Source organism: Streptosporangium canum (genome assembly GCF_900113865.1).
GTDB lineage: Bacteria > Actinomycetota > Actinomycetes > Streptosporangiales > Streptosporangiaceae > Streptosporangium > Streptosporangium canum.
Genome location: NZ_FOQY01000055.1, coordinates 1 through 14,497, shown reverse-complemented (window position 1 = coordinate 14,497; position 14,497 = coordinate 1). Strand labels below are relative to the sequence as shown.

The window sequence follows — 14,497 nt, the reverse complement described above, 5'->3', positions numbered from 1 at the left end:
CCGACGCCGTACGACACCGCCCCGCCGGTCTCCTCCCCGCGGCCGGAGCCCGCACTCCCCCACGCCGGAGAGGCAGTCGATGAGCACCGCGACACACGCGGCCGGAGCCCGCACTTCCCACCCTGGAGGCAGTCGATGAGCACCGCGACACGCGCGGCCGTCCTCGTGGAGTCGGGGCGTCCCGCCCCCTACGCGTCGTCGCGCCCCCTGGAGGTCATGTCCCTGCGCCTGGACCCGCCCGGCCCCGGCGAGCTCCTCGTCCGGGTGGGCGCGGCGGGCCTGTGCCACTCCGACCTCTCGGTGATCGACGGCTCCCGGCCCCGGCCGCTGCCGATGGCCCTCGGCCACGAGGCGGCGGGCGAGGTGGTCGCGACCGGCGGCGGCACCGAGTTCGCCCCGGGCGACCACGTGGTGCTCGCGTTCGTCCCCGCCTGCGGGCACTGCCCCCACTGCGCCGGTGGACGTCCCGCGCTCTGCGAGCCGGGCGCCGAGGCCAACGGGAACGGCACGCTGCTCGGCGGCGGACTGCGCCTCACCGGGGCCGACGGCGGACGGCCCCGGCACCATCTGGGGGTGTCGGCGTTCTCCGAGCACATCGTGGTGTCGGCGCGCTCGGCGGTCCGGGTCGATCCCCGGCTGCCCTTCGAGATCGCCGCCCTGTTCGGCTGCGCCGTGCTGACCGGCGCGGGCGCCGCCTTCCACAGCGCCCGGGTCGCCCCCGGCGACAGCGTCGCGGTGTTCGGGCTGGGCGGGGTGGGGCTGGCCGCGCTGATCGCCGCCAAGGCCGCCGGGGCCGCCACGCTGATCGCGGTGGACGTGGTCGGGTCCAAGCGGGCCCTGGCGCGCGAGCTCGGCGCGACCCACGCCGTCGCGGGCGGCCCGGACGCCGTGGAGGCGGTCCGGGAGATCACCCGCGGCGGCGCGGAGAAGGTCATCGACACCACCGGGGTGGTCGCGGTCCTGCGGCAGGCATACCTGGCCACCGGCCGGGGCGGCACCACGGTGACCGTCGGCCTGCCCGACCCGTCCCGGGAGCTCGCCCTGCCCGCGCTCAGCCTGGTGGCCGAGGAGCGGACGCTCAAGGGCAGCTACCTCGGCTCCTGCGTGCCGCGCAGGGACGTGCCGCGTTTCGTCTCCATGTATCGCTCGGGGATCCTGCCGGTGGACGCGCTGCTGTCGCACCGGCTGTCCCTGGAGGAGGTCAACGAGGGCTTCGACCGTCTGCACACCGGCGAGGCGGTCCGCCAGGTGATCGTCTTCTGAGAGAGCGGACCCGGTCCGCGCGACCCGACGCCTTTACATTGTAGATTTCAATCAGGCGTCCACGCGACCGCCCCGGAGGCTAGGCGATCAGCACCCCGGGGTTGAGGATCCCCTCCGGGTCGAGCCGGCCCTTGACCCCGCGCAGGATCTCCACGCCCAGGTCGCCGATCTCGGCGGCGTAGGCCTCCCGGTGGTCGCGGCCGACGCCGTGGTGGTGCGAGATCGTGCCGCCGGCCGCGACGATCGCCTCGTTGACCGACCGCTTGGCCCCCTCCCACTGGGCCAGGGGGTCCGCGCTCTGGGCCGTGACGACCGTGAAGTAGAGCGAGGCGCCCGTGCCGTACACGTGGGAGACATGGCACATCACCAGCGGCGAGCCGAGCGAGGCGTGCAGCGACAGCCGTACGGCGTCGTAGAGGCGGGGCAGGTTGGACCAGAACCCGGCGGTCTCCAGCGTCTCCACGGTGGCTCCCTCGGCGAGGAGGGAGTCGCGCAGGTAGGGCGCGGAGTAGCGGCCGTGCGCCCAGGACTCCCCGGGCCCGGGGCCGAGGGGGACGCCGCCGAGCCCGGCCAGCACCGTGGCGGCGCGCTCCCGCAGAGCGGCCACCTCGGAGGAGCCCTCGAAGCCCGCGATGACCAGGCAGCCCGCGTCGGCCACCGGCCCGCCGATCTCCCCCGGCCGGGCCAGGCCGATCATCGTCTCGGTCTCGTCGGACAGCCGGAGCACGGTGGGCAGCGGGCCGTCCTGGGCGAGCCGCCGCAGTGCCGCCGACCCCGCCGCGAACGACGCGAAGCGCCAGCCCTCGTAGATCCGCTCGGCGGGGGCGCGCCGCACCCGGAGCCGTAGAGAGGTGATCACGCCGAAGGCGCCCTCGGAGCCGAGGATCACCTGGCGCAGGTCGGGGCCGGCGGCGGACTTGGGCGCGCGGCCCAGGTCGAGGGTGCCCCGGGGGGTGGCCACGGTCAGCCCGACGACCATGTCGTCGAAGCGGCCGTATCCCGCCGAGGCCTGGCCGCTGGAGCGGGCCGCGGCGAAGCCGCCCAGCGTGGCGTACTCGAACGACTGGGGGAAGTGGCCCAGGGTGAGCCCGTGCTCGGCGAGGAGCCGCTCGGCCTGCGGCGCGCGCAGCCCCGGCTCGATCTCCACCACCATCGACTCGGCGTCCACCGAGACCAGCCGGTTCAGCCGGGCCAGGTCGAGGGCGACGACCCCGGCGAAGCCCTGCCGGGCGGCCACCAGACCGCCGACGACCGAGGTGCCGCCGCCGAACGGGACCACCGCGACCCGGTGCGCGGCACAGGCCCGCAGCAGCTCCAGCACCTCGGCGTGCGAGCCGGGCAGCACCACGGCGTCGGGGGCGTCGGAGCCGTCCCCCGCGCGCATGCGCATCAGGTCGGGGGTGGACTTGCCCCGGGTGTGCCGGATGCGCGCGTCGTCGTCGGCGCGGACGTGATCGGCGCCGACGATGCCGCGCAGCTCGCTCAGGACGAGCGGGGAGAGCGCCGCCACGGGCAGCCGCACCTCGCCGAAGCTCGCGGCCGGGGTCTCCGGCGCCCGCACGCCCAGCATGTCCCGTAGCAGCCCGCGGATCGGCGCGGGCAGTGCGGCGGCCTTGGCGGGGTCGCCCCAGCCGGACCAGAGCATGGGTTCGGCGGCGTTCGTCGGAGTTTCCACCTCTACACTGTGACAGATGACGTCCATTCGTCACAATACGACCATGGGAAACGGCGACCCGGTCCTCGACGCCGCCCGCGAGATGGTGCTCGCGGTCGGGGTGCGGCGGACCACGCTCACCGACGTGGCGCGCCGGGCCGGTCTGTCCCGGATGACGATCTACCGCCGCTGGCCCGACGTGCGCGGTCTCGTCGCCGACCTGATGACCCGCGAATGGGTGCTCGTCGCGAGCCGGTTCGCCGCCGAGGACCCGGTCACCGCGGCGGTCGGGGTGGTGCGGGAGCTGCGCGACCATCCGCTCTGGCGCAAGATCGTCGAAGTGGACCCCGAACTGCTCCTGCCCTATCTGCTCCACCGCAGGGGCTCCAGCCACGAGGCCATGCTCGCGCTCGTCGAGTCGGCGATCGCGCGAGGCCAGACCCTGGGCACCGTACGGCCCGGCGACCCCGGGACGCTGGCCGGATCCGTGCTGCTGACCGCCCAGTCCTTCCTGCTGTCCGGCCCGACCATGCTCGGCCCCCTCACCCAGGACGACCTGGACGCCGAGCTGGCCACGCTCCTGGAGAGGTACCTGCGCCCGTGAACTCCTCCCTCAACGCCGCCCGCCGCTCGCGCGAACTCGCCGAGGCCGGGGATCTCGTGGTGGACGTGCTGGTGGTCGGGCTGGGCGCCACCGGCGCCGGGGCGGCGCTCGACGCCGCCTCCCGGGGCCTGTCCGTGACCGCGATCGACGCCCACGACCTGGCCTTCGGCACCTCCAGGTGGAGTTCCAAGATGATCCACGGCGGGCTCCGCTACCTGGCCAGGGGCCAGGTGAGGGTGGCGCACGAGAGCGCGGTGGAGCGCGGCCTCCTGCTCCGGCACACCGCCCCGCACCTGGTCAGGGCCCAGCCGTACCTGCTGCCGCTGACCCCCGCGGTCTCCGGCGGCCAGGCCGCGACGGTGATGACCGGCTACCGGCTCGGCGACGGACTGCGGATGGCCGCGCGCACTCCCCGCCGGCTCCTCCCCGGCCCGGCACGGATCTCCGCCGGCCGGGCCCTCTCCCTCGCCGCCCCGCTGAGCCCGAACGGCCTGCGCGGCGCCCTGCTGTCCTGGGACGGGCGGCTGGTCGACGACGCGCGGCTGGTGGTCGCGCTGGCCAGGACGGCCGCGTCCCGGGGGGCGAGGATCCTGACCCGCTGCCGGGCGCTGGAGCTGGCCGGGGACGGGGCGCGGGTCCGCGACGAGCTCACCGGGAGCACCTTCGCGATCCGGGCCAGGACCGTGGTCAACGCCACCGGCGTCTGGGCGGCCCAGCTCGACCCGGACATCCGGATGCGGCCCTCACGCGGCACCCACCTGGTGCTCCGCCCGGAGACCCTGCCGGGCCTCAGGGCCGGGCTGCACGTGCCGATCCCGGGCGAGAGCAACAGGTTCGCGCTGGTGCTCCCCCAGCACGACGGCCGGGTCTACGTCGGCCTGACCGATGAGCCGGTGGAGGGCCCCGTCCCGGATGTCCCGCAGGCCCCGGAGGAGGACGTGGCGTTCCTGCTCGACGTGCTGAACTCCGTGCTGGGCGTGCCGCTCGGGCGGCAGGACGTGGCCGGGACCTACGCCGGGCTGCGGCCGCTGCTCGCCGCCGGAGGACGCACCGCCGACCTGTCCCGGGAGCACGCGCTGCTGACCTCAGGGAGCGGGGTCGTGACGGTCGTGGGCGGCAAGCTGACCACCTACCGGCGGATGGCCGAGGACGCGGTGGACCGCGTGGTGGCGCTCGGACGCCTCGGGGCCGGGGGCAGCCGGACGGCGCGGCTGCCGCTGGTCGGAGCCGGAGCGGTCCCGGAGGCCAGGGCGGTCCGGAAGGTCGGAGCGGTCCCGGACCGGCTGCGGGCGCGGTACGGGAGCGAGGCGGGGGCCGTGCGGGCGCTGATGGCCGAGGATCCCGCGCTGGCCGAGCCGCTGCCGACCGGGATCACCCGGGCCGAGCTGGTCTGGGCCGTCAGGCACGAGGGCGCGCTGGACGTCGACGACCTGCTCGACCGCCGGACCCGGATCGGCCTGGTCCCCGAGGACCGGGCGGCCGCCCTGCCCGCGGCGCGGGCGGCGCTGGCGTACTGACACCCCCTCGGCGCCCCCTCGACAGGCCCGCCTCCGCCCGCCCGACTTCTCCCCCCGCCTATTTCCGCCCGCCTATTGACAACAGCGCATTGACACCGGTTGACATCGCCCTATTGACGCGGACCCGTCGGAGGCCCTATGGCTCACCGGCACCGCCCACCTCCCGCGACCCCCGCGTCACACCTCGGGTACATTAGGTTAGTCTTACCTAAGCCAAGATGAAGGGATCGCACGGTGGCCACGGGGAGCGTTTCGGGTGCGGCGGTCAGGGGCTGCACGCACCCTCGGGGATGCCACACAGGTGACCTGCCGGTTCTCGCCAGCGCGACGGTAGGCGCCCGGTTCTGGCTGCTCATCGAGCACTCCGGCCCCTGGGCCTCCCACCTGGAGGACTGCCGCCTTCCCGAGGACGTGCACACTCTTATCAAACGGGCTGTGCACCTCGGCATCCGGCCCCAGCTCATCCGCCGCCCGGGGCGGCGGAGCCCCTACGGGACCGGCATTCACGTCATGGTCGCCGACTCCACGGCCGCCCAGCCATGGCTCGCGGAGAGCGTCCTCGCAGGTCCAGACGATCTTGACATGGATGCTTTGGTGGCCGGAGTGGTCCCGGAGTCCTGCATACTTGTGAGTGAGCCGGTTTTTCTGGTCTGCACGCATGCCAAGCGCAACGCGTGCTGCGCCCGCATTGGACTACCCCTCGCTCGCACTCTGGCAGAAATATTGCCAGACAGAGTATGGGAAACATCACATGTTGGCGGCGATCGATACGCCGCCAACCTCGTGTGCTTGCCACACGGGCTTTACTACGGCAGCATGTCTCAGGCTGCTGCGATCGCGGCAGCCGACGCGTACCGGTCCGGCGAGGTCATCCTCGACCGTTTCCGGGGACGCGCAGGCATCCCTGAGCCATTGCAAGCCGCCGAGCATTTCGTCCGCTCCCACACGGGCGAGCTCTCGGTCGGCGGAGTGGCCGTGGAATCCTCCAGGTCGGACGGCGACACCACCGAGGCGTTCGTGCGCGGTAGTGACGCTCGTTTTCGGGTAGTGGTTGAACCCATGACGCTAACAACGCCATGTGGTACGGCTTGCGCCGACACGATCACTACCTATCGGCTGGTCACGCTGGACAGGCTCGCGCCTGTGCGGTACGCCACGTCCGCCCTCACCTGACCTGAGGGAACATCACGGCCAATCCAGGCGTTGGACACAGGGACGTCGTAAACGTCCAATGCGGCATCAACCCGAAATACCCTCACTAAAAGGTGGTTTTCTCATGTCTCAGGTACGTCGGCAGACCGCCCGGCCCCGGCCCAGCTGGGGCTGGCAGGATGACGCCGCGTGCCGGGGCGAGGACCTCGTGCTCTTCTTCGGTCCCGACGGCGAGCGTCAGCCTGAGCGTGACATTCGCGAGCGTAAGGCCAAGGCCATCTGTGCCCAGTGCCCCGTACGCGCCGAATGCCTCGACTACGCACTGTCCCGTCCGGAGAAGTACGGCACCTGGGGCGGTCTGAACGAGGACGAGCGCGCCTCCGAGCGTCGCCGTCGCATGCGCCGCGCCGCCAGCGCCGGCATCAGCGCCGTCGCCTGAGCAGTACCTCCACCCGGCTTTCCCCTCGCGTGTGATCTCGCTGATTCCCCTGCGAGATCACACGTCGTTGTGTACGGTCAGGGTGTTCCGCACGGCGATATGCCGAGGGACACCCTGTGAGGAAGGTCACCGCCGGCGAGCCATACCGGCAGCCGCCTACCCGGACGACCGCTTACCGTCCCTCCAACTGTAAGCCATCATCGACCGCCCGCAGACGGGTCAACCCTGCGGCGGGACCCTCGGAATGTCGCGCCGGCCCCGTGCGGGCAGTGGCTTGACCTGGGGAGCGGAGCAGCCGGGGCAGGTCTGGTCGGCCCAGGGCGCGGTGGTGACGATTCCCCGCCTGCGCCACACGACCGGACGCCCGTCGTCGGCGTGACAGGCCTCGTAGACGTCCTCCCAGACGTGCAGGCAGCGCAGGCACTGGAAGTCCCAGGCCTCGGTGACCGTGTGAATCTCTCGCATGAGCTATCTCCTCGCATGGGGCGTGCTGTGCTGATCCGGACGGCGAGCCGCCGGACCTATATGCGAGAGATGCTCAGCAGGGTCAGCCGATCGGCCTCGGCCTGCGGTGTGGCCGGGGAGCCCCCGGCGGCGGGCCTGCGGGCCGGCCCCCCGTTCACGGGCGGGACCGCCCCCCAGGCGCCCGGCATCACGGGCCCCCTGGCCTGCGTACGGGGATCGCGCTTGCCCTGGATGTGACGGGTGACGGGCGTGGAGGGCACCTCGTCGACGGGCTGCACCTCGGACGCGACGATCTCGGCGGCCACGCCCCCGGGCAGCCTCGGGACACTCTCGTGCCAGCCCAGGAAGAGCCCGAGGCAGACGAGGATCGCGACCCACCGAGCCGTCCGGCGGCGCCGGGACGGCATGCATCCGCGCAGGCCTGCGATCACACCTAAAGGTTTGCCTACTCAGAGTAGTCAAAACTCAACTCTGAGTAAGAGTAGTCAGACCTGGGGCGACACAACCGTCGCCGAGCGGGCGGACGCGCGTCCGCGCCCGCCCCTTCCGCGCCGGAGGACGGTCTCGGGCGGGAGCGGACGCGCCTGCCTACCGGCCGGCCGGGCTCACACCCCGGAGGTCACGGACGGCTCCGGCCGGGCTTCCGCATCTCCTTGTGGATGACCTTCCACCTGTTCTGCAGCTCCTTGCGGAGCCGGGCGTCGCTCCTGGACGCCATCCAGGCGGCCTCCCGCTGGAGCTTGTTCCAGCTCTCCAGCCGCCGCTCGGGCAGCGTGCCGTCCTCGATGGCGGCGATCACCGCGCAGCCGGGCTCGCTGTCGTGCCCGCAGTCGGCGAACCTGCACCGCTCGGCGAGGTCCTCGATGTCGGAGAAGACCATGTCCACGCCCTCGCCCATGTCGTACAGGCCGACACGGCGGATGCCAGGCGTGTCGATGATGAGGCCGCCGTCCTTGAGCGGGATGAGCTCGCGGTGCACGGTGGTGTGGCGCCCCCGGCCGTCGCCCGCCCTGACCTGCTGGGTCTGCATCACATCGCCCCCGGCGAGGGCGTTGACCAGCGTGGACTTGCCTGCGCCCGAAGCACCGAGCACCACGGCGGTGCGCGTTCCCTCCAGATAACCGCGCACGATCTCGACCCCCTCGCCGGTGATCGAGCAGACCGGATGCACGTCCACCCCGGGCGCCGCCGTGGCGACCTCCCGCATCAGGAAGTCGAGCCCCTCCCCGACGAGGTCGGACTTGGTGACGAGCACCACCGGCAGGCCGCCGCTCTCCCAGGCCAGCGCGAGCAGCCGCTCGATCCGGCCCAGGTCGGCGGTGTCGGTGGCGTGCAGGGCGGGCTCGGCGACGAAGACGACGTCGACGTTGGCCGCGAGCACCTGCCCCTGGGAGTCGCCGGACAGACCGCCCCGGGAGACCCTGGCGACGCCGCCGCGCACGAACGCGGTACGGCGGGGCAGCACCGCCTCAAGCTCGAAGCGGCCCTCGGGCAGCCGCCGGAGCCCTGCCCAGTCCCCCACGCAGGGCAGCGCGACGGGGTCGGCGGCGGCGGCCCGCCGTACCTGGGCGCTGTAGTGGGCCTGGGAGTGACCGCCGGCGGACAGCACCTCGGCGGCGCCGCGGTCGACGCGGGCCACCCGGGCGGGGAGGAGACCGGCGGGGAGCTCGGCGGCGAGAGAGTCGTTCCAGCCGAGCGAGGAGAGAACGGAAGAATCAGATGACACTGGCGAAGACAACGTGGGTACACCCTTTGGGAAAGCCGGGCGCCCCTGCGTGAAATGGGCTAGACGGGCACCCGGAGGTTGTTGGATGGCAGGCTCGACAGAACGACCCGCATAGTCCTCACCTCCAGAATCCGTGGCCACCGGTCATGCCGGATGGCGTCTGCAGCAGCAGATTAGCGCAGCCCCACCCTCTCCCCGCAACTCATATAACCGCGCGCCGGGCCTCGGTCCGCGCGGCCCCGCGTCCCCCGCTCCGTACGGCGCGGCGGACGCGGAAGGCCCCGGGACGCGGAGGTCCCGGGGCCCTGACGGCTCAGCTCACAGGCCGGGTGCCGGGAAGTGCGAGGTCAGCTCGGTGACCTCGCTGTGGACCCGGGTGATGACGTGCTCGGCCTCGTCCTCGCCCTTGGCCAGGGCGGTGACGACCTGGTCGATCCAGGCGCCGATCTGCCGCATCTCGGTCACGCCCATGCCCCGGCTGGTCACACCGGCGGTGCCGATGCGGATGCCCGACGGGTCGAACGGCTTGCGCGTGTCGAAGGGCACGGTGTTGTAGTTGGTCTCCAGGCCGGCCCGGTCCAGGGCCTGGGCGGCGGGCTTGCCGCCGATGCCCTTCGGGGTCAGGTCGAACAGGATGAGGTGGTTGTCGGTGCCGCCGGAGACCAGGTCGAAGCCGCGCCCCTTGAGCTCCTCGGCCAGCGCCTGGGCGTTCAGGACGACCTGCCGGGCGTAGTCCTTGAAGTCGTCGGTCGCCGCTTCCTTCAACGCCACCGCGATGGCCGCGGTGGTGTGGTTGTGCGGGCCGCCCTGCAGACCGGGGAAGACGGCCTTGTTGAGCGCGGTGGCGTGCTCGTCGGCGGTGGCCATGAGCATCGCGCCGCGGGGACCGCGCAGGGTCTTGTGGGTGGTGGTGGAGATGACGTCCGCGTGACCGACCGGCGACGGGTGGGCGCCGCCGGCCACCAGGCCGGCGATGTGCGCGATGTCGGCGGCGAGCACCGCGCCGACCTCGCGGGCGATCTCGGCGAAGGCCGGGAAGTCGATGGTGCGCGGGATCGCGGTGCCACCGCAGAAGATCAGCTTGGGCCGCTCGCGGAGGGCGATCTCGCGGACCTCGTCCATGTCGACGCGGCCGGTGTCCTGGCGCACGCCGTAGCGGACCGGGTTGAACCACTTGCCGGTGGCGGAGACCGACCAGCCGTGGGTGAGGTGGCCGCCGAACGGCAGGCCCATCCCCATCACCGTGTCGCCCGGCTTCAGGAAGGCCAGGTAGATGGCGAGGTTGGCGGGCGAGCCGGAGTAGGGCTGGACGTTGGCGTGGTTCACGCCGAACAGGGACTTGGCCCGCTCGATGGCGAGCGTCTCGACCTGGTCGATGACCTGCTGGCCCTCGTAGTACCGCTTGCCGGGGTAACCCTCGGAATACTTGTTGGTCAGGACCGTGCCGGTGGCCTCGAGGACGGCCCTGGAGACGTAGTTCTCCGAGGCGATCAGTTTGACGGTGTCGGCCTGACGCCGCTCCTCCGCCTTGATGAGTTCGGCGATCTGCGGATCGACGCTGGAAAGAGAACTCATGGCGCCTTCACTCCTCTGTCATCGTTGACGTCGTGCGAAGACCCAGGCGCACGGCCTTCGCCATTCCGCTCCCCGGTGGTCTCTCCCACCCAATGCGCCAGTCGCGTCATAGACGATAGCGGACTAGCCGGCGCGGCCGGCGCGGCCCGCTCCGTCCACCGGCCAGAGCCGGTCCACCTCGGCGTTGAGCGTGGCTCCGATGAGCACGGCCAGCGCGGTGATGTAGAGCCACAGCAGCACCGCGATCGGAGCGGCCAGCGAGCCGTAGATGGAGACGGGGGAGAACCAGGCGGCGAGCACCGCGCGCAGCACCGCGGCGCAGGCGATCCAGATGATGAACGCGAGCACGGCCCCGGGCAGCTCGCGCCACCAGCGCGTGCGCACCGGCACGCTCACGTGGTACAGCAGGGTGAGGAAGAACACCGAGCCGATGATGACCACCGGCCAGTAGAGGATGTCGACCAGCGGGGCGTAGTCGGGAGGCAGGGCGCCGCGCAGCGCGGCGGGGCCGAGGACCAGGACCGGCATGACGAGCAGGCCGACCAGCAGGCCCGCGAGGTAGAAGCCGAAGGACATCAGGCGGGTGCGGATGATGCCGCGTTCCTCGCCGAGCCCGTAGGCGACCGAGATCAGGTCCACGTAGACGAACAGCGCCCGCGAGCCCGACCAGAGCGCCAGCAGGAAGCCCAGCGAGATCAGCGAGACCTGGTTCTCGGGTTTCAGCACGTCCTCGACGAGCGGGGTGACGACGCTGTCCACGGCGTTGTCGGTGAACAGCAGGTGCGCCTGCGCGTCGATCCAGTCCCTGACGTTCTGCAGCGTCTCCGGGCCGAACACCCGGGTGAGCTGGCCGAGCACGCCGATCAGGCCGAGCATGAACGGCGGCAGCGACAGCAGCGCGAAGAACGCCGCCTCACCGGCCAGGCCGGTGACCCGGTAGGTGACGCCCGCGTTCACGGTGGCGGATCCCAGTGCCCAGGTGCCCGTCCCGCGCACCCAGGAGAGCCCGGCACGCAGCCTGGCCCTGCGCCCACGCGGTGAGCGCCTGTCGGGCCCGGGCCGGTGCGCCGGAGCATCAGTGGACGTCATGGCACACAACGGTATTTCCTAGTGGTGCTTGATCACGACTTCGTCCGGCAACGATCGAATCTCGGGTCCACTACCCGTGCTACCTGCGATAAAACGCCAGGGGGTCGTCGGCGTCGACGATCCGGGCGCCCAGCGGCAGCAACGACACCGGGATCAGCTTGATGTTCGCGATCCCCAGCGGGATGCCGATGATCGACAGGAACAGCGGGATCGAGGTCAGCAGGTGCCCGATGGCCAGCCAGATCCCGGCCACGACGCACCAGATCACGTTCCCGACGGTGGACAGGCAGCCCGCCTCGGGATCGCGGACCGACCACCGCCGCGCAGCCGCGGCGCCCACCCTGTATGCGGACTGGGACGACGGCATCGCCACAGAAGCAACCTGGCGCTACGCCAGCTCCGGCCACACCCCCGCCCAAATGCTCCTCGCAGCAGGGATCGCCGAAGACCTCGCCACTGCGCGCGAGTTCGCTATGGGCGCTCGACTGGCTCCGGACAAAAGGGGCCGAAATGCCGCGAGTGAGGGTGGTTTGGATACAAGAAAAGGCTCTCGAACCGGCAAAGAGCGTCCGTCTCCCACGAATTCTTTTCGGTCCCCGCGTCCGATTCGGTGAGATTCCCAAGAACCCGACGGAACGTCAATCTGCTGAGTAGGCTGCTGAAAAACACAGCGCCCCGGCGACGGCTGCAACCGCCCCGGGGCTGGCCGACTGTCTGGAGTCGACGTGAGCAATGAAAGCACACCCATGGGCGCCGCGTTCGATGCTTCCTCGCACACAACCTCGATCCGAACACTGCGCGCGGTGGACTACCTGCGGGTCAGCACCGAAGAACAGCGACTCGGGTACGGCCTCGCGAGTCAGTGCCGGAAGAACAGCCGGTACATCGACGGCAAGAACTGGACCCATGTAACCACGTACAGTGACAAGGGTGTCTCCGGTTCCAAGGAGATGGGCCAGCGGCCCAACTTCGACCGCCTGATGCGGGATGCGGCCGAGCAGATGTTCGATGTGGTCGTCGTCGAGAAGGGCGACCGCATCGGACGGGTTGGGCGCGCGTTCTGGCGCTGGGTGTGGGCGCTCGAAGACATGGGGATCTTCGTTGCCCTGGTCAGTCGGAACATCGACAACACCACTGCGGAAGGCCGCGCGCAGATGCGCCGTGAGGCCGATTACGCAGAGTCGGAGTGGGAGAACATCCGCGCCCGGACACAGGGCGGCCTCCAGGAGAAGGCTCACGATGCCGGTTCGCCGCACATCGGCGGGCCACCACCCTTCGGTTACCGCGTCCAGGGCAAGGGACTCAAGGGCTCCCAGCTGATCACCGATGATGACGAGTCCGAGGTGATCCGTCTCGTCTATCGGATGATCGTTGAGGACGGGCTCAGCATGAGGAAAGCTGCCGTCCGACTCAATGCCCAGGGCATCACCACAAGGTCGGGCAAGCCGTGGTCGCAAGCCAACCTCCGGGATCGGATTCTCTCTCGGGCGATCCTCGACGGGACAATCATCTTCCGTGGGGAAAACGCCAAGACCGACCCTGCCGGTAATCCCATCTGGGGCGAGCCCGTGACCATCACACTTCCCCGGATCTTGTCCGGAGAAGAATCCGCCACGCTCCGAAAGGCCGCCACCCGTACCCTACGGACAGATGGCCGGCGGGCGTTCTACCCGTTGACCGGGCGTGTCATCGGCCTCTGCGGTGCCACGTACACAGGAATCAACCGCGACTCGATCCCCGGCCTCGGGCGCGCATACAGGTGCAGCGGGAAGGCACCGACCATCCCCGGAGATCCGGTCTGCGGGTGCTCCTACATCGATGCCCCAGCCCTTGAATCACGTGTCTGGGCCGAGGTCGTCGGCCTCCTGCGTGATCCTCGACGGCTGGAGATGCTGGCTGCCGATTGGGTCGGTATGGCACAGGGAGACGCGGCCGCGCATTCAGAGCGCATCAACGAACTGGATCGGCAGATCGTGGTGCAGAACAGCGCCATGGCTGCCGTGATCGCCGCTTCGGCCAAGCAAGCCGCTGTCCGGGGGCTCACTGCGGAAGCGGCGGGCGATGCCATCGCAGAGGCCACTACCACGCTCAACGCCGAACTTGCTCAGTTGCAGCAGATGCGTAACGAAGCAGCCGTCTGGCTCTCGGAGCTGGAGGAGACTGACCGGCGGGCTCAAGATCTTCAAAGACTCGCAGAGCTGGCACGCTTCCAGCTGACCGACGTGACGCCGATGGAACAAGCCGACATCCCCTCCCTCCTCGACATCAAGGTGTACGTGGAAGGTCCGGTTCCGGCGCGCAAGTCTGGAGTTCCCTGCACGGTGCAGACCTGGTACCGCAGCGCGGGCCTTGGCGTCCCAGCGGCGGACCTCACGGATGAACGGTGGCGGAAGATTGAGCCGCTGCTCCCAGCGGGGCGGAACGGCACCATCAGGCGCGTAGTTAACGCCATCCTGCACAAGGCTCGTTCCGGATGTGCATGGCCTGCTCTCCGGGCGGTATACGGCTCGACGAGCACCGCGTCGAAGTACTTCGTCGAGTGGTCCGAAGATGGCGCCTGGGAGCGCGTAGAACAGGCACTCGGTGGATGCGAACGGGTGCCGGTTCCCGTCGTTGACCTGCTGCCTCCTATGCGGATCGAAGGGCGAATCGACCCGCGCTTGATGGTCAACTTCTCGGCCGTAAACGACCGAGCTTGCAGCTCCTCGCCGTCGATGGCTTCGACGGTCTGGTCCGCGTCAGGCAGCGTGACTCACTGCCCAGCCCGCTACACCGCGCGCGGCGATGTTACGGGCTGCGTTGACGTCGGCATGCTCAGCGAAACCGCACGACGTACAGGAAAAGACGGCCTGCTCCGGCCGGTTGGCCCGATCGGTATGCCCGCAGGCCGAGCATTGCCGGCTGGTGTAGGCCGGATCGACATGGATAACGGCGATCCCGGCCCGTCGGGCCTTGTAGGCGATGAAGCCGCCCAGTTGGGCGAAGCTCCACGAATGCAGCGTGACCCGCTGGG

The 14,497-nt window shown here is 70.8% G+C and carries 13 protein-coding genes, 1 pseudogene and 1 riboswitch; of the genes and pseudogenes, 6 read left to right on the top strand and 8 right to left on the bottom strand.

What is annotated here, in order from left to right:
- Window positions 1-135 precede the first annotated feature (135 nt).
- Window positions 136-1,263 carry a zinc-binding dehydrogenase gene (locus BM085_RS40580; RefSeq protein WP_093892066.1) on the top strand — a complete coding sequence of 376 codons (1,128 nt, stop codon included), beginning with the start codon at window positions 136-138 and terminating at the stop codon, window positions 1,261-1,263.
- 79 nt (window positions 1,264-1,342) lie between these two features.
- Here the strand turns inward: BM085_RS40580 and BM085_RS40575 are convergent, their stop codons facing one another.
- Complete coding sequence (locus tag BM085_RS40575) at window positions 1,343-2,908, bottom strand: FAD-binding oxidoreductase (protein ID WP_093892065.1); 1,566 nt, start codon at window positions 2,906-2,908, stop codon at window positions 1,343-1,345.
- 46 nt (window positions 2,909-2,954) lie between these two features.
- Between BM085_RS40575 and BM085_RS40570 the strand changes: the two genes are divergently transcribed.
- The 4 genes from BM085_RS40570 to BM085_RS40555 all read left to right on the top strand — a co-directional run bounded on the left by BM085_RS40570 (window position 2,955) and on the right by BM085_RS40555 (window position 6,629).
- The gene (locus BM085_RS40570; protein ID WP_093892064.1) at window positions 2,955-3,521 is read left to right on the top strand and encodes a TetR/AcrR family transcriptional regulator; all 567 of its coding nucleotides are present in this window, start codon (window positions 2,955-2,957) and stop codon (window positions 3,519-3,521) included.
- The gene (locus BM085_RS40565) at window positions 3,518-5,038 is read left to right on the top strand and encodes a glycerol-3-phosphate dehydrogenase/oxidase (protein WP_093892063.1); all 1,521 of its coding nucleotides are present in this window, start codon (window positions 3,518-3,520) and stop codon (window positions 5,036-5,038) included. Before BM085_RS40570 ends, BM085_RS40565 begins: the two co-directional genes overlap by 4 nt.
- Before the next feature lie 234 nt (window positions 5,039-5,272).
- Window positions 5,273-6,211 carry a sucrase ferredoxin gene (locus BM085_RS46580; RefSeq protein WP_093892062.1) on the top strand — a complete coding sequence of 313 codons (939 nt, stop codon included), beginning with the start codon at window positions 5,273-5,275 and terminating at the stop codon, window positions 6,209-6,211.
- 103 nt (window positions 6,212-6,314) lie between these two features.
- A complete protein-coding gene (locus BM085_RS40555) occupies window positions 6,315-6,629 on the top strand; it encodes a WhiB family transcriptional regulator (protein WP_012893126.1) in 315 nt (104 codons plus the stop codon).
- A gap of 219 nt (window positions 6,630-6,848) precedes the next feature.
- Here BM085_RS40555 and BM085_RS40550 read toward each other — a convergent pair whose 3' ends face one another.
- The 6 genes from BM085_RS40550 to BM085_RS40525 all read right to left on the bottom strand — a co-directional run bounded on the left by BM085_RS40550 (window position 6,849) and on the right by BM085_RS40525 (window position 11,851).
- Window positions 6,849-7,094 carry a hypothetical protein gene (locus BM085_RS40550; protein ID WP_093892061.1) on the bottom strand — a complete coding sequence of 82 codons (246 nt, stop codon included), beginning with the start codon at window positions 7,092-7,094 and terminating at the stop codon, window positions 6,849-6,851.
- 56 nt (window positions 7,095-7,150) lie between these two features.
- Complete coding sequence (locus tag BM085_RS40545) at window positions 7,151-7,525, bottom strand: hypothetical protein (RefSeq protein ID WP_093892060.1); 375 nt, start codon at window positions 7,523-7,525, stop codon at window positions 7,151-7,153.
- 188 nt (window positions 7,526-7,713) lie between these two features.
- Window positions 7,714-8,820 (bottom strand): ribosome small subunit-dependent GTPase A, encoded by a 1,107-nt coding sequence (rsgA, locus tag BM085_RS40540; RefSeq protein WP_245789986.1) that lies wholly within the window; start codon window positions 8,818-8,820, stop codon window positions 7,714-7,716.
- Window positions 8,821-9,138: 318 nt separating this feature from the next.
- Window positions 9,139-10,395, bottom strand: a complete 1,257-nt coding sequence (gene glyA, locus BM085_RS40535) for a serine hydroxymethyltransferase (protein WP_093892058.1) — start codon at window positions 10,393-10,395, stop codon at window positions 9,139-9,141.
- 33 nt (window positions 10,396-10,428) lie between these two features.
- Window positions 10,429-10,510, bottom strand: a riboswitch (ZMP/ZTP riboswitch).
- Between the two features lie 8 nt (window positions 10,511-10,518).
- Window positions 10,519-11,484, bottom strand: a complete 966-nt coding sequence (locus tag BM085_RS40530; RefSeq protein WP_242676133.1) for a YihY/virulence factor BrkB family protein — start codon at window positions 11,482-11,484, stop codon at window positions 10,519-10,521.
- Between the two features lie 79 nt (window positions 11,485-11,563).
- The gene (locus BM085_RS40525; RefSeq protein WP_093892057.1) at window positions 11,564-11,851 is read right to left on the bottom strand and encodes a YccF domain-containing protein; all 288 of its coding nucleotides are present in this window, start codon (window positions 11,849-11,851) and stop codon (window positions 11,564-11,566) included.
- Window positions 11,852-12,230: 379 nt separating this feature from the next.
- Between BM085_RS40525 and BM085_RS40520 the strand changes: the two are divergent.
- Window positions 12,231-13,994: pseudogene (locus BM085_RS40520) on the top strand (recombinase family protein); the annotation flags it as partial.
- A gap of 228 nt (window positions 13,995-14,222) precedes the next feature.
- Here BM085_RS40520 and BM085_RS46575 read toward each other — a convergent pair.
- Window positions 14,223-14,497, bottom strand: a 275-nt coding sequence (locus tag BM085_RS46575; RefSeq protein ID WP_143121269.1) for a zinc ribbon domain-containing protein, incomplete at its 5' end; no start/stop codon positions are given.